This is a genomic window from Terriglobus roseus DSM 18391 (assembly GCF_000265425.1).
GTDB classification, from domain to species: Bacteria; Acidobacteriota; Terriglobia; order Terriglobales; family Acidobacteriaceae; genus Terriglobus; species Terriglobus roseus.
Genome location: NC_018014.1, coordinates 937,555 through 955,070, shown reverse-complemented (window position 1 = coordinate 955,070; position 17,516 = coordinate 937,555). Strand labels below are relative to the sequence as shown.

General features: G+C 61.0%; 14 protein-coding genes. 7 read left to right on the top strand and 7 right to left on the bottom strand.

All coding sequences use genetic code 11. The features are described 5' to 3' along the window. Nucleotides 1-17 precede the first annotated feature (17 nt). The 4 genes from TERRO_RS04130 to TERRO_RS04115 all read right to left on the bottom strand — a co-directional run bounded on the left by TERRO_RS04130 (nucleotide 18) and on the right by TERRO_RS04115 (nucleotide 3,038). Nucleotides 18-1,076 carry an alkene reductase gene (locus TERRO_RS04130; RefSeq protein WP_014784742.1) on the bottom strand — a complete coding sequence of 353 codons (1,059 nt, stop codon included), beginning with the start codon at nucleotides 1,074-1,076 and terminating at the stop codon, nucleotides 18-20. A 70-nt stretch (nucleotides 1,077-1,146) separates the two neighbouring features. Next, nucleotides 1,147-1,710 carry an LOG family protein gene (locus TERRO_RS04125; RefSeq protein ID WP_014784741.1) on the bottom strand — a complete coding sequence of 188 codons (564 nt, stop codon included), beginning with the start codon at nucleotides 1,708-1,710 and terminating at the stop codon, nucleotides 1,147-1,149. Between the two features lie 184 nt (nucleotides 1,711-1,894). After that, entirely contained in the window at nucleotides 1,895-2,200 is a 306-nt protein-coding gene (locus tag TERRO_RS04120; protein ID WP_014784740.1) for a hypothetical protein, read from the bottom strand. Between the two features lie 529 nt (nucleotides 2,201-2,729). Then, a complete protein-coding gene (locus TERRO_RS04115) occupies nucleotides 2,730-3,038 on the bottom strand; it encodes a hypothetical protein (RefSeq protein ID WP_014784739.1) in 309 nt (102 codons plus the stop codon). 233 nt (nucleotides 3,039-3,271) lie between these two features. Between TERRO_RS04115 and TERRO_RS04110 the strand changes: the two genes are divergently transcribed. The 4 genes from TERRO_RS04110 to TERRO_RS04100 all read left to right on the top strand — a co-directional run bounded on the left by TERRO_RS04110 (nucleotide 3,272) and on the right by TERRO_RS04100 (nucleotide 9,887). Beyond that, a complete protein-coding gene (locus TERRO_RS04110; RefSeq protein ID WP_014784738.1) occupies nucleotides 3,272-3,961 on the top strand; it encodes a ribonuclease T2 family protein in 690 nt (229 codons plus the stop codon). A gap of 65 nt (nucleotides 3,962-4,026) precedes the next feature. Next, nucleotides 4,027-6,885 carry an ATP-dependent helicase gene (locus TERRO_RS04105; protein ID WP_014784737.1) on the top strand — a complete coding sequence of 953 codons (2,859 nt, stop codon included), beginning with the start codon at nucleotides 4,027-4,029 and terminating at the stop codon, nucleotides 6,883-6,885. 96 nt (nucleotides 6,886-6,981) lie between these two features. Next, on the top strand, nucleotides 6,982-7,134 hold the full coding sequence (locus TERRO_RS23380) for a hypothetical protein (RefSeq protein ID WP_014784736.1): 153 nt from the start codon (nucleotides 6,982-6,984) through the stop codon (nucleotides 7,132-7,134). A gap of 173 nt (nucleotides 7,135-7,307) precedes the next feature. Further along, complete coding sequence (locus TERRO_RS04100) at nucleotides 7,308-9,887, top strand: TonB-dependent receptor (RefSeq protein ID WP_245536211.1); 2,580 nt, start codon at nucleotides 7,308-7,310, stop codon at nucleotides 9,885-9,887. Between the two features lie 76 nt (nucleotides 9,888-9,963). On the opposite strand, the gene TERRO_RS04095 is transcribed toward TERRO_RS04100, so the two are convergent. Then, nucleotides 9,964-10,614 (bottom strand): hypothetical protein, encoded by a 651-nt coding sequence (locus tag TERRO_RS04095; protein ID WP_014784734.1) that lies wholly within the window; start codon nucleotides 10,612-10,614, stop codon nucleotides 9,964-9,966. Nucleotides 10,615-10,693: 79 nt separating this feature from the next. After that, complete coding sequence (locus TERRO_RS04090; protein ID WP_245536210.1) at nucleotides 10,694-11,707, bottom strand: glycoside hydrolase family 130 protein; 1,014 nt, start codon at nucleotides 11,705-11,707, stop codon at nucleotides 10,694-10,696. A 181-nt stretch (nucleotides 11,708-11,888) separates the two neighbouring features. On the opposite strand from TERRO_RS04090, the gene TERRO_RS04085 reads away from it, so the two are divergent. The 3 genes from TERRO_RS04085 to ndk all read left to right on the top strand — a co-directional run bounded on the left by TERRO_RS04085 (nucleotide 11,889) and on the right by ndk (nucleotide 15,533). Continuing rightward, the gene (locus tag TERRO_RS04085) at nucleotides 11,889-13,475 is read left to right on the top strand and encodes an amino acid permease (protein WP_014784732.1); all 1,587 of its coding nucleotides are present in this window, start codon (nucleotides 11,889-11,891) and stop codon (nucleotides 13,473-13,475) included. A 215-nt stretch (nucleotides 13,476-13,690) separates the two neighbouring features. Next, nucleotides 13,691-15,028 (top strand): two-component system sensor histidine kinase NtrB, encoded by a 1,338-nt coding sequence (locus tag TERRO_RS21830; protein ID WP_169315277.1) that lies wholly within the window; start codon nucleotides 13,691-13,693, stop codon nucleotides 15,026-15,028. An 88-nt stretch (nucleotides 15,029-15,116) separates the two neighbouring features. Further along, nucleotides 15,117-15,533, top strand: coding sequence for a nucleoside-diphosphate kinase (gene ndk, locus TERRO_RS04075; RefSeq protein ID WP_014784730.1), 417 nt, complete (start codon nucleotides 15,117-15,119; stop codon nucleotides 15,531-15,533). Between the two features lie 81 nt (nucleotides 15,534-15,614). On the opposite strand, the gene TERRO_RS04070 is transcribed toward ndk, so the two are convergent. Further along, on the bottom strand, nucleotides 15,615-17,516 hold the full coding sequence (locus tag TERRO_RS04070; RefSeq protein WP_014784729.1) for a DUF4097 family beta strand repeat-containing protein: 1,902 nt from the start codon (nucleotides 17,514-17,516) through the stop codon (nucleotides 15,615-15,617).

Below are 17,516 nucleotides of genomic sequence, written 5' to 3'. Positions count from 1 at the left end.
CAGAAGTGACCAGCTAGCTACGCCAGCGCGGGATAATCCGTGTAACCCGCAGCCTCATGGGCATAGAACGTCTCCGGATTGGGCTCATTCAGCGACGCGTTCTCACGCAGGCGCCGAACCAGATCAGGATTCGCAATGAATGCCTTGCCAAACGCCACACCATCCGCGTCACCGCGCTCGATGATGGCATTCGCACTCTGCAGCGTGAAGCCCTCGTTCGCCACGTACACGCCGCCGAACTGCTTCTTCAATGTCGGTCCCAGGCTGTCCGGCGCCTCGTGCTCACGTGCCATCAGGAAGGCGATCTTGCGCTTGCCCAACTCCGTTGCCACATAGCCGAAGGTTTCCGCGCGGTTCTCGTCGCTGATGCCATGCGCATCGCTGCGCGGCGCCAGGTGCATGCCGACTCGACCGGCTCCATACACCGCAATCGCTGCGTCGGCAGCCTGCAACATCAGCCGCGCGCGGTTCTCAACCGATCCACCATACTCGTCGTCACGGCTGTTGCTGCCGCTCTGCAGGAACTGGTCCAGCAGATATCCATTCGCTCCATGCAGTTCCACACCGTCAAAGCCCGCAGCCTTCGCGTTCTCAGCAGCGCGTCCGAACTGCTCCACAACCTCATGGATCTCGCCCACTGACAACGCACGCGGCGTCTCAAACGGCGTCACCGGCCGGATCAGGCTCACATGTCCGCTGCTCGGTGGAATGGCGCTCGGTGCAACCGGTGGCTCGCCATCCAGGTAGGTCGAGTGCGAAACACGGCCCACATGCCAGATCTGCGCAAAAATGCGGCCATCGGCCTTATGTACGGCATCAACAATCGGCTTCCATGCCTCGGTCTGCTGCTCCGACCAGATGCCCGGCACCTGGGGATAGCCGACGCCCTTCGGGTCCACGGGCGTGCCCTCGGTGATGATCAGGCCGGCGGCAGCGCGCTGGGAGTAGTACTCGGCGGCCAGTTCAGGCCGGTGCACATTCTCTGTGGTGCCACGCAGGCGCGTCAGCGGCGCCATAAAAATACGGTTCGGCAGGTCGAGATCGCCAACGCGAATAGGATCGAACAGGTTCGGCATGGTACGGAACTCCCCTTTTACTTATGTCGAGAAGTTGGATGGTTCGATTGCCGTCGAAGATTCCGCAAAGCTAGACACTGGCGGCTTGCAGCGCAGCATCGATCTTCGCCAGGGCTTCATCCACCGTGTCCGCCACCAGCAGAATCCCCCGAGCTTTGGGCTTGAGCACGCCCTCCGCCACACAATGATCCAGGAACGTGAGCATGCCGTCGTAGAAACCGGCTGTGTTCAGCAGGCACATGGGCTTGCTGTGCAGCCGCAGCGTCTCCCACGCCAGCACCTCAAACAGTTCTTCAAAGGTGCCGTAGCCACCCGGCAGGATCAGGAATGCATCCGCCCGCTGGCCCATCAACGCCTTGCGTGTGTGCATCGTGTCCACCACGTGCAGCTCGGTGCAGCCGTTATTTGAGACTTCCTTGTCGACCAGCACATGCGGGATCACACCGATGACCTGGCCTCCGCCGCTCAGCGTCGCGTTTGCCACCGCCCCCATCAGGCCGACGTTGGCGCCGCCGTAGACGAGACCGATACCGCGGGAAGCCAGTTGCGCGCCAAGTTCCAGCGCAGCCTCGCGATACGCAGGACGTGCACCATCAGCCGAGGAACAGAAGACGCAGAGAGTACGAAGTGACATGCAACAAGAATAAGCGGGCGCCGCCTGAACCGAATCACCAAAACAAAAGGACGTGGCACGCGATTGCAGCGCGAGCCACGTCCATCTCGTGTTGAAGGTGATCCCGGGAAGAGTCTAAGAGGCTCTCGGCGGGCGGAAAGTACGAGCGTAAGAGCCGACTAGCGGCCCTCGACCTGCATGCTCTTTAGCGGAACGAAGCGACCGCGCCGTTGTACTCCTTGACGATGGTCAGCTTGACCTCATTGTCCGCGCCATACACCATGGTGCCCGCGGGCGCTTCCAGCTTGTACTCCTCATTCGCCGCAAGCGAAACCGGACGGCCCTGGATAACCAGGTTCTGGGTCAGGTTGCTGCGGTTCTTCAGGGTTACGCGGACCATCGGTCCCTTACCCTGAGAGATGTTTGAGTTGTTGTCCATGGTAGCGGCGTACGATGCGAGCGGTGCGAGGGTGCAGGCGGCAAGGACGAGAGCAGTGAAATTACGGTTCATGATGACTTCTCCGGTAATGCTTGTGTAGCTGGCGAAGTCCCACTGCAATTGAAACTTACGTCGCGCATTGAGTTATACGCTTCCCGAGTAAGAAAAGTTATCTGAATCTCGTCGATTCTTCTAACTTTTTCCGACTTTTATTCCAATAGCTCCGTCAGTTCTCACGAAAGGCCTTTTGCAGGCAATTATGGGAATCCACATGCCAAAAGATGTACCCAGATGGCTTCTGACGATTGACAACAGTTACGAAACTCTGCGCAAACGACCTATGAGTTTCACCCGTTTTTGTTTCTGCAAATCTTGACAACCGTTGTTCGCTTCTGAAGCCAAAGACGCACTTCCCCAGGGAACGACGCGGTCGCTGCGCAGGCACTAGGTACGGTCGAACAAAAAAAAGCGGACATGGGCACCTCTTCCAGGCACCCACGTCCAGCTCACGACCACGGCTCTCTGATGACGAAGGGCAGCGCCGCTGCCGGCCCTCCACTCCTGCTGCTCTCAGTAAGACTTCGCTGGAGCGAGATTGTTTCTAGCGGAAGGAAGCGGTCGAACCGTTCAGGTCACGTGTGACAAGCACCTTCACGACCTTGTCCGTTCCATAGATATGCGTGCCTTCTGGTGCGCTCAGGGCATACTCACCGTTTGCGGCGATGGTCACGGGCTTGTCCTCGATCAAAACATCCATCGGCGCGTTGGTCTGGTTCTTCAGGGTCATCTTCACCATCTTCACCTTCACCTGCGAGGTCTCGCCCTTGCCGAAGAAGGGGAAGGCCTGCGAAGCAACGGGTGCAAAGGTGGCGGCGGCGAGTGCAAGGGCAATAACGGAACGACGGATCATGGTGACTTCTCCTAAAGGTTTAGTAGCTGGCGAAGTTCCCTGCAGGTTGAACATCGTCGCGCACTGACAGATACGCGGCACGTTCACTTCCGTTCCATAGTTTTTTCAACTTTCTTTTGCTGCCCGTCACTCGGCCGATCCCATGCGACGAATCCCCTGTGTTTACGCGGGTATCGCCGCTTGGAATCCACAGCAGCAACGTCGCGTATACAGTGAGTGCCAGGAGCACCGCTATGCCACTCGCACGTCCCCTGTCCGTTCTCGCACTGACGCTGTCCACAGTTGGACACTGCATCGACTCCCACGCGCAGGAGATCAAGTCGACTCCAGGCCGGTTCGACTACTACGTGCTGAACATGTCATGGGCGCCCGCGTTCTGCGATGCAATGAAGACACTCACACCGGCAGAGCGCGCTTCAAACTCCAGCGAAGACCTCGCCTGCGAGACACCACGCGACTTCGTGCTGCATGGCCTGTGGACGCAAAACAACGATGGCACCTATCCCGGCTACTGCTCGCAGCGGCCCGGCCCCGCACATCCCGAGCGCAGCCTCGACATGACCCCGAACCTTGCACTGCTGCGGCATGAGTGGGCCAAGCACGGCACCTGCACCACACTGTCACCGGAAGGCTTCTTCGCAACAGCCCGCCAGGCCTACAAGTCCATCACGATCCCCCCGATGTTCACCAGCCTCGGCAAAGACGCAACCATGCGGCCGTCTGAGATCCTGACTCTCTTCCATCGAGCGAACCCCGCCTTTCCACAGGGCAGCTTCGTCCTCTCCTGCAGCCAGAACCAGTTGTCCGCCGTCGAAGCCTGCTTCAACAAAGACATGCAGCCCATCGCGTGCGTGAACCTTAAAGGCTGCGCGGCTGATGCGATCAAGGTCGTTTCGGAACGATCCGGCACCATCGTGCAATAGGGCCACGCGGTATAACACACAGGCTGTCGCGATAAACTGGATGGTGTCTGGAGTCGCTTCGCAACGTGTCCCGCCTGCTTGACAATATGAATCCGCAGCAGCGCGAAGGCGTGCTGAGTGTTGACGGCCCCGTGCTGTTGCTTGCCGGTGCCGGCAGCGGCAAAACGCGCGTCATCACCCACCGCATCGCGTACCTCATCGAAGAGCGCGGCGTCGCCCCCGACAGCATCCTCGCCGTCACCTTTACCAACAAGGCAGCGAAGGAGATGGGCGAGCGCGTCGATCACCTCATCGGTCACAGCTCGCTCGCCCGCCCGCTCATCAGCACCTTCCACTCGCTCTGCGTGCGCGTCCTCCGTCGCGACATCGAAGCTCTGCGCGTCAACGGCGTCGGCCTCACCAAAAGCTTCGCCATCTACGACGAGACCGATCAGCAGGCCATCGTAAAAACCGCGCTCAAACGCCTCGGCTTCGATGACAAACAGCTCAAGCCCCGCGTCGCCTTGGGCCGCATCTCCTGGGCAAAGAATCACATGATCGATCCGCAGGAGTATTTCCTCGCATCGACCAATCCGCTCGAAGAGCGAATCGCCCACATCTTCAAGATCTATCGCGACGAACTGGCGAAGAACAACGCCATGGACTTCGACGACCTCCTGCTCGAAACAGTCCGCCTGCTCAAGACCAGCAAGGAGACGCGCGAAAAGTATCAGAAGCGCTATCGCTACCTGCTCATCGACGAGTACCAGGACACCAATCGCCCACAGTACGAACTCATGCGTCTCCTCAGCGGCGAGCACGGCAACGTCTGCGTCGTCGGTGATGAAGACCAGTCCATCTACAGCTGGCGCGGCGCGGACATCAAGAACATCCTCGACTTCGAGAAAGACTTCAGCGACACAAAGATCATCCGCCTCGAGCAAAACTACCGCTCAACCCAGGTCATCCTCGAAGGCGCAGGCTCGGTCGTCCGCAACAATACGCAGCGCAAGGGCAAAGAGCTTTTCACCACGCGCGAAGGCGGATCGCTCATCGGCTTCTACGAAGCGCCCGACGGCGAGAACGAAGCGCTCTTCGTCGCAGACCGTATCCAGACCTACATCCGCGAAGTCACCTCCGCCGGCGAGACGCCAAAGTGCGCAGTCCTCTACCGCACCAACGCGCAGTCACGACTCGTAGAAGAGTCGCTGCGCCGCTACAACATCCAGTACCACATGGTCGGTGGCTTCAGCTTCTATGACCGCGCTGAAGTCAAGGACATGCTCAGCTACCTCAAGCTGGTGCAGAACCCGCATGACTCCATCGCGCTCAACCGCGTCGTCAACTCGCCACCACGCGGCATCGGCAAAACGACGATGGAAACCCTCGAACGCATCGCGCTGACCACCGGCATGAGTTCCTGGGACGCCATCGAACGCGTCGCAGCAGAGCAGCTGCTGCCCGCCCGCGCCATCACGGCGCTCACCGGCTTCCGCCGCCTCATCCTCGACGCACGCGCCATGCTCGGCCCCGGCTTCGGCGACGCCCTGGCAGCAGACGCCGGACTCACCACAGAGGAGCCCACCGCTGAGTTCGTCGGTGAAGAAGAAAACGCCTCCGCCAGCGATGCGAACGAGGACACTTCCTTCGACACCAGCTTCAACTTCGGCTTCGACTTCGGCCCCAGCGAAGAACGCAGCACCATCGCGCCCGAAAACTCGCAGATCGAAGACGCGGACACCAGCTTCGACTTCAGCTTTGAGCCGACCACTCCAGCCGCACCCGAGGAAGCCCCGCAGCCCTCGGTCGCCTTCAATCCCTTCGAAGCCAGCAACAACGCCGCGCAGAAGCGATCGTCCTCGGACAAGTTCGCCGAGCTTCGGGCGATGGCCGCGCCGGTCGTCGACAGCACCGCACCGCTCGCGACCAGCGCCCGCATCGACGGCTTCCGCGCCCCGGGCGATCCCGCTACCCTGCCGGAGCTGATCAAGTTCCTGAACGATCGCAGCGGCTACCTCAAGATCCTCGAGGCCGAGGGCACGCCCGAAGCCTTCAGCCGCATGGAAAACCTCAAAGAACTCGCCAACGCCGCGCAGGATGCGCAGGAGCGTGGCGAGACACTCTCGGACTTCCTCGATCACGCTGCCCTCGTCAGCGACGCCGACGGCATCAACATGGACGCCCGCGTGACCCTCATGACGCTACACGCCGCCAAGGGCCTCGAGTTCCCGCTGGTCTTCCTCTGCGGCATGGAGGAAGGCCTCTTCCCCAGCTCGCGCACCATGCAGGACCCCGCCGGCCTCGAAGAAGAACGCCGCCTCTGCTACGTCGGCATGACGCGCGCCATGGACACCCTCGTGATGACGCGGGCCCGCTATCGCCGCCGCTACGGATCCGACATGCCCGACGCCACCGTCGCATCACGCTTCCTCGAAGAGGTTCCCTCCCGCCTCGTGGAAGACCTCGGCTCCCCCGCTGACCGGCCCAGCTTCCGCGCAGACACCGGCTACGGTGGCTACGGCGGCGCCTACGGCAAAAAATGGCCCAGGAAGGGCGGTGACGACTTCGGCGGCGAGCGTCACTACAGCTACGAGGACGAAGATCAGAGCGGCGCCGCGCCGCCACCCAAGCCCAAAAGCAACTTTGGCTTGCAGTTTGGCGCATCCAAGAAGGCTGTGGCTACAGGGGCAAAACCGGACAGTATCGACAATATCGCCAGCTTCTTCGGCGGTGGTGGCAAGTTTTCGCGGCCAAAGATGGACATTCCAGAGGCCAACGGAGCCACCCAGCTCGCCCGCGGCAGTCGCGTTCGCCACCCGAAATATGGCGATGGAGTCGTCGCACAGCGCGAAGGGGACGGTCCGGACGCCAAGCTTACAGTACAATTTACAAAGCACGGCGTGAAGAAGCTGGTAGAGAAGTTCGCCCAGCTTGAAAAGCTCTGACGGAAGCCGGAAGGCTGCATGGAAGAGAGCTTCAAACTCTAGCGCCCTCGCAGGCGCACCGCCGGCGAAATTTTCAGGAAAAAGGTTCAAGCAATCATGGCAAACACCAAGGCACTGGCACACGACGAGCGCAAGGTAGCAAAGCGCACGGCACGCAAGAACGCAGCACCCAAGGCTCCCCGCACCACGCCGCGCGGCAGCAACAAGCAGAAGATGCGCTCCGCCGTTAAGGGCACCAGCAAGCGCTAGTCCCAAACCGAACTTAGCTGAAACGGCCCGCACGGCATCTGCCGCATGCGGGCTTTTCAGCGTCCGCAGATAGTGGCAACCTCTGGTCACCCGCTACTAAGTCAACGACCCAACAAGTCATTGACCCGCCCCGCGATTTAGGCTAGCCTAAATTTGTTTTAGGTGAAGCTAAATTGCGCACGCAGATGTTCTTTGCATTCCTCCTTGCTCTTGGACCCGTCGGTCTCGATCCGACTTCGCTTGCCGCGCGGAGCAGCAACGCTGCGGAGCTATCCGGACTCGTGACCGACAAGACTGGAGCAGCGCTTCCACGGACGAACGTGACGCTGCTCCAGCAATCGACGCAGGCAACACGCATCGTCGTCTCGGACGCTGAGGGGAGATTCTCCTTTGCAGAACTTACCGCGGGTAACTACCGCATAAGTGCCCAGGGCGGGGACTTCGCCGCAGCCTCTGAGAGCCTCACTTACTCAGGCACACCACTGCAGGTCAACTTCCACCTCGCTCCGGTAAGTACTGCCAGCAGCGTGGATGTCACAGCAGACGCGAACGCTCTCGATCCCACCGCGCCTGCCCGCGTCTCCATCACGCTCGAAGAGATGGAACGCATCCCCAGCCAGAGCGTCAGTTCCCCGCTGAGCTCGCTCATCACCAACACCACACCCGGTGTCGCGGCAAACTCCAATGGCTCCTTTCATCCCTTGGGCGATCACGCGGAGGCCTCCTTCGTCATCGACGGCCAGCCCGTCACCGATCAGCAGAGCCGCACCTTCTCCTCGCAGATCTCGCTCGACGCGTTGCAGTCACTCGAGGTCCGCGTCGGCGCTCCGCAGGCCGATGTCGGCGACAAGACCAGCATGGTCATCGTGGCGCATACCAAATCGGGCCTCGATCAGAACCACCCCACCGGTGAGTTCTCCATCAGCCGCGGCAGCTTTAATTCAAGTCAGGCAAGCGCGCGCGTGGGCTACGGTACCGAACGTTTCGGAACCTTTACGGCCATCGACGCACTCAACAGCGGACGCTTCCTCGACACACCGGAACTCGTCCCATTGCATGCCAACGGCAATCTGGAAAACATCTTCCAGCGGCTCGACTATCGCCTCACCCCGCGAACATCACTGCAACTCAACGCCATACTCAGTCACTCGTGGTTTCAGACGCCCAACACCTACGATCAACACGCCCTGCGCCAGAACCAGCGACAGACAATCCAGAGCTTCAATATCGCGCCGTCGCTCATGCATACCTTCAACGCCGCGTCGTACCTGCGTACAAACCTGTGGGTGCGCCAGGACAAAGTACGCTACAGGCCTTCGACCGATACCTTCGCAGACACGCCGGCTTACCTCGCACAATCGCGCCGTCTCACCAACGCCGGCATCCGCTCGGAGTACAGCTACGCAAAGGGCAGGCACAACGTCACCGTCGGCGCGGAGTGGAAACACACCTTCCTCGCGGAACGTTTCGCAACCGGCCTCACAGACCCCATGTACAACAGTCCATGTCTCGCAGCGGATGGCGCCTCTTCTCCCGCGACATCGCTCACAGCAACGACACAGTGCGCGGGCGTCGGCCTCGCCGTCAATCCTGACTTCCTCCCAAACCTTCTCGCGATCGACCTGACCCGCGGCGGCACCCTCTTCGCCTTCGCCGGACAGACCGACATCAAGCAGGAGGCGGTCTTTGGCCAGGACAGTATCCAGCTCGGCAACTTCACCGCGAACCTCGGCCTCCGCTTCGACAAGTACAACGGCCTCGCACGGTCCACCGGTCTCCAGCCCAGGGTGGGCGTGGCCTACAACGCAACGCCACTCCGCACAGTCCTTCGCATGGGCTATTCGCGCGTCTTCATCACGCCGTATAACGAGAACCTCATCGTCGCCAGCTCCGCAGGCCCGGGATCAACCTCGGCGGCACTCGGCGCTGCGAACTCGGCACCGCTCGCGACCGGCCATCGCAATCAATTCAACATCGGTAGCGAGTCGCAGCTCAGCAAGCACCTCACCCTCAGCAGCGAGTACTTCTGGAAGTTCACCTACGGCGCCTATGACTTTGATGTGCTGCTCAACAGCCCACTGACCTTCCCCACACAATTCCGCAAGTCAAAGATCGACGGCGGTCTTCTCCGGCTCAGCGTTGCACCCACTCACGGCTTCGCCGGCTACTTCACCGCGAGCCACGTTCGTTCGCGACTGTTTGGCCCGGAGACCGGTGGCGTCAGCTTCAACGCACCGTACAGCAACGTCACGCGGCCCGATCACGACCAGGGCCTTGCCACCAACACCTACGTCCGTTACCAACTCGGGCGTCGAGGCCCGTGGGCCGGCTTCTCATGGCGCTACGACGGCGGCCTCGTCTCCGTCGCCACGCCAGACGCCGCCTCCGTCCTGCGCCTGACCGGGGATGAACAGGCGCAGATCGGCCTGCACTGCGGATCGGTCTTCGCAGCCGTTGGCCAGCCCGTCCGCTCCTGCGCCGCAGGCAGTCTGCAGACAACGCGCATCCGCATCCCACCCGCCGGCACCGAAGACGATGACAGGAACCCCTCGCGCATCGCGCCCCGAAGCGTCTTCGACATCTCACTCGGAGAAGACGATCTTTACCACCACGAGCGGCAGCAGATCGGCATCCACGCCGACATCGTCAACCTCACCAACAAGGACGGCCTCTACAACTTCCTCTCGACGTTTTCCGGAACGCACTTCCTGACACCGCGAGCCGTCACCGTCCAACTGACCTACGCGTTCTGAGCGGGTCACTTCTCTGCAGGCGCCCGCACCGAGCAATCGGAGCGGGCCTTGTCCGTTAGAACGGGTCTTGCGGAACTCAAGGGTGAACGTTCAGATTCGCGAAGTGCGCGACAGTCTGCGGACCCACCCACAGGGCGATGTCGCCCGACGCCGGTGTCTGCTTCAGATCATTCACCAGCAGGGAGGGCTGCTCGGCTCCGTTCAGATAAAGCCGCGCGCGTTGACCGTTCACCTCAATCTTCACGTGGATCCACTTCCCAGCGACCATGTCCGCATAGGCTTCGTACTTGCCGGGGGTCTCGGAACGAAGCTTCTCCCATGGATAGCCGGGATGCGAGATGTACTGCATGGAATGGTTGCGCTGCAGTTGGTCCTCAGCACGGCCGTTTTTGGGGCGGAGATACAAGCACTCAAACCGGGTGCGATCGGCTGACACGCGAAACGCAACGCCGACGAATCCACGAGCACTGGGAGCGGCATTCGGGACCGTATCGCCTGCAATGTCCATCTCGATGACGCCATCCAGAAAGGGAGCGCGGTGCAGGACAGCCAGCCGCCCGGCATCGCCGAGAGTCTCCGGTCCGTCATCTGTGATCTGGACCGATTGCCGACCGCTATACGTAACGACCTCGGACTTCACATTGTGGAGCTCCAGCGGCCCCGGCGCCTGAGCCGTCAGCGGCACAACGATACAGAGCAAGGAAAGCGCTCCCGTGAAGATCTTCATCGTATGACCTCTCTTCCGACGCCCGCTTCTTTGCCTCCGATCCTACCCTCACGCGCGGAGGCAAAGAAGTGTGAATATTTCACTTAGCGGCAGGTGTCGAGGCCACGCCCACGAAGGAATCGGCGCAGCCGTAGTACAACCACCACTTACCTTGGAACAGCACCAGCCCCTCACCAAACGTCGTCCCGGCGGCATACTGGCCGCTCTGCTCGAACGGCAGCTCCGGCTTGAAGACCGGCGTCTCCGTCCGTGCGATGACCTTCATCGGATCCTTCGCCGATAGCACCGCACGCAACACCGAGTAAGTCCCCGCCTTCAACGACGGATCGGCTCCCGCGCCATCCTTGTTCTTCGCGTTGTAGAGCATCACGATGCCCTCACGGGTCAGCACAGGCGGCGGTCCGGCCTCGGGAAAATCACTATCCGGCTTGCCGGCTCGCGGCTCAAGCATCACCCTCGGTGTACCGGCAGATGCCTCCACCGGAACCCAGTGGATCAGGTCAGCAGAAGTAGCAGCGCGAATACCGAGATCACCCCAGAACATCCAGTACTTCCCCTGCACACGTGCCGCAACGACACGCCCACCCTTCACTTCCGTCAGGATCGCGGCGGACTTGTACTTGTAGGCGTCGTAACGCCCTTCGAGAGCTCCCGCAAACGCAGGCCCATGCTTCTGCCAGTGCGTCAGGTCGTTCGAAGTCGCGATGCCCACCGAGTACCGTCCCAGCTTGCGCGACCACTGCGTATACGTCAGCACATAACCGCCCGCCGGCGACTCCACGATGCGTGGGTCTTCCACGCCGCCCGGCGACTCCCGCTCCTCCTGGGCATCCTTGGCGGGATAGATCACCGGCTGCGGCATACGGCGGAAATGGATTCCATCGTCACTCACTGCCAGCCCCAGCCGCGAAACATGACCGCCAATCTTCATCGATCCGGAGTCATCCTCGGCCCGGTAGATTACGTACACCTTGCCCTCCCGCACCACGGCCGCGGGGTTAAACGTATGCAGTGCCTCCCAATGGGTCGGCGTGCCGCTGATCGGATCGTCAAACGTACTCGCGGGCTGCGGCGAGATGACCGGGGCATTCAACGCGCGGGTCCACGGCCCTGCCAAAGTTCCAGTTGGTCCGGCCCCCGCTTGAGCAGCCGCGCCCCCCACCAGACATCCCCACATAACCGCACCCAACGCTAATCGACGCAATGGCACCTTCAACCACCTTCCCGGCACGGATTCCTATGCAACGGCCCGTGAACAACACGCTAAACTACCTCTGTTCATCCGTAAAAACTCTGAGGACATCCCGCTGCCCCGACAGATCTTTGCCACAAAGTCCATCGATAAACTGATCGCCGACTCGGAGCGACCAGAACACGCACTGAAGAAGACCCTCGGTCCCGTCTCACTGACGGCCCTGGGCATCGGCGCAGTCATCGGCAGCGGCATCTTCACCGTTATTGGAACGGCGATCGGCGGCAATCCGGAAAAGCTGGCGGACTGGAAGGGTTCGCCCATCATCGACCTCATCCTGCACCACGGCGCCGTCGCGGGCCGGCCGGGAGCAGGTCCGGCACTCGCCATCTCGCTGGTGCTCGTCGCTATCGTCTGCGCACTGACGGGCCTTTGTTACGCAGAACTCTCCAGCATGATCCCGATCGCGGGCTCAGCCTACACCTATACCTACGCCACACTCGGAGAACTCGTCGCCTGGATCATCGGCTGGGACCTCATCCTGGAGTACGCCTTCAGCAATATGAGTGTCTCGGTAGGCTTCGCCGCCCACATCGTCGATCTCCTCGACTGGATGAACATCCGCGTCGATCCCAAATGGCTCTCACCCGCCTACCTGCCCCTAGGCTTGACGGACCTCGGCGGGAAAGAAATCTTCAGCCCGGGCTGGCACTTCGGCTTTGACTTTCCCGCCTTCGTCGTCGTTTTACTGCTGACCGTCCTGCTCGTACGAGGCATCTCCGAGTCCGCCCGCACCAACAACATCATGGTTCTCGTGAAGATCGCAGCCATTCTGCTCTTCATCGGCTTCGGCGCCAGCTTCATCCATAGCTCGAACTACCACCCGTTCTCGCCCAACGGCTTCTCCGGCGTGCTCGCCGGTGGATCGATCATCTTCTTCACCTACATCGGCTTCGACTCAGTCTCAACCGCCAGCGAAGAGTGCAAGAACCCGCGGCGAGACGTGCCCATCGGCATCATCGCAACGCTCGTCGTCTGCACCATCCTCTACATCGGCGTAGCAGCAACACTGACCGGCCTCGTGCCCTGGCAGACCATCGCGGGAGACGGCGCGCCGGTCGTGAATGCGCTCAAACGCGTAAGCCTTCTGCCCGGAGCGCACCGCCTTCACTTCGTCCGGCTCGCAGTTCTTCTCGGAGCGTTGGTCGGCATGGTCTCGTCTATCCTCGTCTTTCAGCTCGGCCAGGCCCGCGTCTGGTTCGCCATGAGCCGCGACCGACTGCTCCCGGACGTCTTCTCAACCGTCCACTCCCGGTACCGCACACCGGCGTTCGCCACCTGGGTCGCAGGCATCCTCGTCGCAATCCCCTCCGGCCTCTTCGACGTAGGCACCTTCGCCGAGATGTCAAACATCGGCACCCTCTTCGCCTTCGTCCTCGTATCCATCGGCGTCATCGTCCTGCGCTACAAAGACCCGACCCGCCACCGCGGCTTCCGCGTACCCGGCGGACCAGTCATCCCCATCCTCAGCACGCTCTTCTGCATCCTCCTCATGGCCGGCCTGCCCGCCATCACCTGGATGAGGTTCTTCGTATGGCTCGTCATCGGGCTCTGCGTCTACTTCTTCTACAGCCGGAAGCGCAGTGAGTTCGCGAACCTCAGCCGTTAAAGTCTGCAGGCTCATAGCCAGACAGGTCGGCTAAGACCCAACTGCGCACTGAGACGATTCAGACTTTTCAAGCCTTCGCCATTTTCTTCATCCACCGAACATATTTCTGAGCTGCGGCGCAAGCTGACTGCCCTAAGTAGGCTATGTAACAAAGGCTTTGTGCATCCATCTGTATGCGTGGCGTTTTGACCGCACGCAGGGGAGACGTGATGGAGATGCACAGCCAGGAACCGGGAAAGAGTGGTCCCGCAGGTCCTGTGGTGCCATCTGTCCTCGCGGTTCTACAGCACGTCCCAGTAGGAATCTACACGGTCGATCCCCACGGAAAGTGCGCGCAGATCAACGAAGCCGCACTGGAGTTACTCGGATTCACCGAGGCAGAGTGCCTCGGCCAGGACATGCACGAACTCGTCCACTTCAAACATCCCAACGGCTCTCCATACCTGCCAGCCGACTGCCCTTTGTTGCAAGCGCGCGCCACCGGCCAGCCCGCAAGGAACGTAGATGAAGTCCTCTGGACCAAGTCCGGCGAGCCCGTTTACGTAACTTGCTCCTCCGCTCCAGTTGAGTTCGGCGACCAGGTCCAAGGCACCGTGGTAACTCTTACCGATGTAAGCACCCGTCACCAGATGAAGCAGCGCCTGGAGCGTGCTGAAGCTGAGCAGCGTGAAGTCCTGCGCCAGCGCGACGCCGCAGCCCGCGCCGAGCAGGAGCTTGCACAGGAGCAGGCTACGCGCCATCGCGCAACCTCTGTATCCGTCGAGCGAGCCGCCGCCGACCAACTACGACGCCAGCAGCAGATGGCGGAAGACCGCTTGGTGCAGAGCGAAAAGCTCGCGGCAGTCGGCAGACTCGCCGCTTCCATCTCGCACGAGATCAACAATCCGCTCGAAGCCGTAACAAACCTCCTGTATCTCGTGCGCAACGATCCTTCGCTCTCCGACGAATCCGGCTCCTACCTCGAGATGGCGGAGAAGGAACTTGCTCGCGTCTCCGAGATCGTGGCGCAGACACTTCGCTTCCAGCGCGGCGGCGCCTCTGCGACCATGTGCTCGCCAGAGTCGCTGATCGAATCCGTGCTTGCACTGCATCAGGGACGACTTCATCACCGTCGCATTCAGATTGATCGCCGCCATAAAAACTCGCGGCCCTTCCTCTGCCCGGAAGGCGATATACGCCAGATCCTGAACAATCTCGTCGGGAACGCCATTGACGCGATGGCGGAGAAGGGTGGCACCATGACCATCCGCACACGCGCATCGCGAGATCCGCACACGCGTGCCTCAGGTTTGCGCATCAGCGTCTCCGACTCCGGCCACGGCATGACTCAGACAACTGCGTCGCAGATCTTCGAGCCGTTCTACACGACCAAGGGTGACGGCGGCTCCGGCCTTGGCTTGTGGATCTCGAGCACGCTGGCTCGGCGCCACGGCGGCCGGCTAAACGTGCGTTCCAGGACAGGCGGCGGTCCACGGGGGGGCACGACGTTCTCGCTCTTCGTGCCGGAGGCCATGCAGGACGCTATAGCTGGTTCGTCGCAACAGAATTCGTAGTCGAAACGCCAAGTGGCGTTGACGGTCATCGAAATTTGCAAAACGGTACAATAGATTGGTTACGAAGAAACTTCAGTCGGGGAGCATCATGTCGCAGCGTACCTTTTCTATCGTTAAGCCGGACGCCGTCCGCAAGGGTTACACCGGAGCCATTCTCGCAGAAATCGAGAAGGCCGGATTCAAGATTGTCGCCATCAAGAAGATGTCGCTTACGGACGAGCAGGCACAGGGTTTCTACCACGTGCATAGCGCTCGTCCCTTCTTCAAGGACCTGACCCGCTTCATGTCGTCCGGCCCCATCTTTCCCATGGTTCTCGAGAAGGACAATGCAATCCTCGATCTTCGCAAGCTGATGGGCGCAACCAACCCGGCGAACGCCGAAGAAGGCACCATCCGTAAGCAGTTCGCTTCGTCCATCGAAGAGAACGCCATCCACGGTTCGGACGCAGAAGACACGGCGGCCTTCGAGATTGGTTACTTCTTCGCGGGCTACGAGCTCAAGTAAGTAAGTCGAATCGCTCCAGTTACAAAGAAAGGCCGCTCATCTGAGCGGCCTTTCTCTATGCATGTCTGGAAATTGTGCAACTTAGTCTTTCTGCTTCGCAGCCTCTCGTGCCATCCGCATCGCTTCCTTCTGCTTTTCCTGCGCATCTTTCATTGCCTGCTTCGCCTGGTCCATTGCTTCTTTCGCTTGCTGGCGGGCATCGGCGACGGACTGCGCAGCCTGCGACCTGGCCTCGGCAGCCTGCCGCTTTGCATCTTCGACCGCTGCTGCTGCCTCTGGCGGCATGCCAGAGGTAGAGGGCATGCTCGGCGGCGTCGGCGGCTGCGGAACCGACCCGAAGCCAGTGATCGTCGGCGTCGGAGGATGCGGCGGCAACGGAGCCGCCGAGTTGCGGGTCACATTCACATCCCCGTGCGATGTGTTGATGCGGACAGCGATCCCGCCACCATTCACCGCGCCCGACAGAGTTCCGCGGCCGTCCGAGTTCACACCCGCAAAGTCGCTGTGCGTATCGCCGTCACTGGTCTCCGCGTTCAGATTGAACTTACTCGCGTTGGGCAGTGTTACGTTCACATCACCCTTCTGGTTATCGATGGTGATAGCGCCCGTCGGTGGTGCCGCGTGCACATCCACGGTGCCATTGCTGTTGACGACCTTGACCTCGCCGGTCACCTTGTCCAGCGTGATGTTGCGACTACGCGTCTCAACTCGAACAGGACCGACTACCTGCGACAGGTTCAGATCTTCTTTATCGAGAGACATCTGCCCGTCCAGGCGAGCCAGTGTCAGGTCCGTGCGGCTGCTGTGATAACTGACAGCACCGGTGACTCGTTCCAACTGGCCGCCACTCAGGAAGTCACCCTTTACGGTTGCGGTGCCATTAACGTCGGACAGCGAAACACTGTCACCATTGCCGTTCACGTTGACGTCTCCGGTGACGCTGCGCACATTTGTACTGCGACGCCGGTTGTTCACGTGCACCTGTACGCTGCCCGTAATCGCGGCAATCTCCACGTCACCGTTATTCGCCGTAACCACCAGTGGCGACTTCAGATTGGTCACATGCACGTCGCCGCGGTCACTGTTCAACTGCACGCGTGTACCTGCGGGCACCAGCAGCGTCAGGTCAGCGCTGGAACCCTCTGTTGCAGGCACGCGCACCCGCAGGTTATCGTCAGCCCCCTCAAAGACCGGGGACATCGCACGCAGTCGATCCGTCGCGATGTTATCGGAGCTGGTGTAGACCTCTTTGTGCACCGACAGGTGGACCTTGCCATCGTCACTGGTTCCCGAGACAGAGACATCGCCGCGTGGATTGTCGATCGTCAATGACGCACCGGACGTCAGGGCATGCTCTACCGCAGGAGAATCTTCCTCGTGCTTCTGCCCGAAGAAATGCCCCATGTCGTTTCCACCAAACGGCCCCACGAAGCCGAAGCCGTTGTGGTCAGCACGCCACTGCATGCTGTGTGTCGCGATACCGATGAAGGCAAGTACGATGACCGCGAAGACCACACCACCACCCACGGAGTAACGCATCGGCGGAGCGTCCTGCGGTGCACGCGCCCGGTCGATCGCCCACTCCACCAGCCGCAGGACGCCGATCAGGATCAGCAGCAGCGGCCACCAGCGCGCGTACCAGCTGAAGAAATTCACCATGGAGATCCGGCCACTGTGGACCAGGAAAAAGATGACACCCAGCGCGATCAGCAGCAGCGGTCCTACGATGGATGACCGTCGCTGTCCGCGCCAGTACATCTTCCACTGATCCCGATTCGCCTTGCTCTGTGCCTTCCACGCTGAGGCTTGTGCCCGAGCAGCGGCACGTTCCTGGTTGGAGGCAGCGCGCTGCTGGTCCCGGTAGAAACGCTGTTGCGCCTTCTGCCAGCGCGGGTCCAGACGCGGATCGCGGCTCGGGTCATAACGAGGATCGTTCACATTCGACGGATCGAAGGGCGGCTGGTTCGGGGGTGTCGTGCTCAT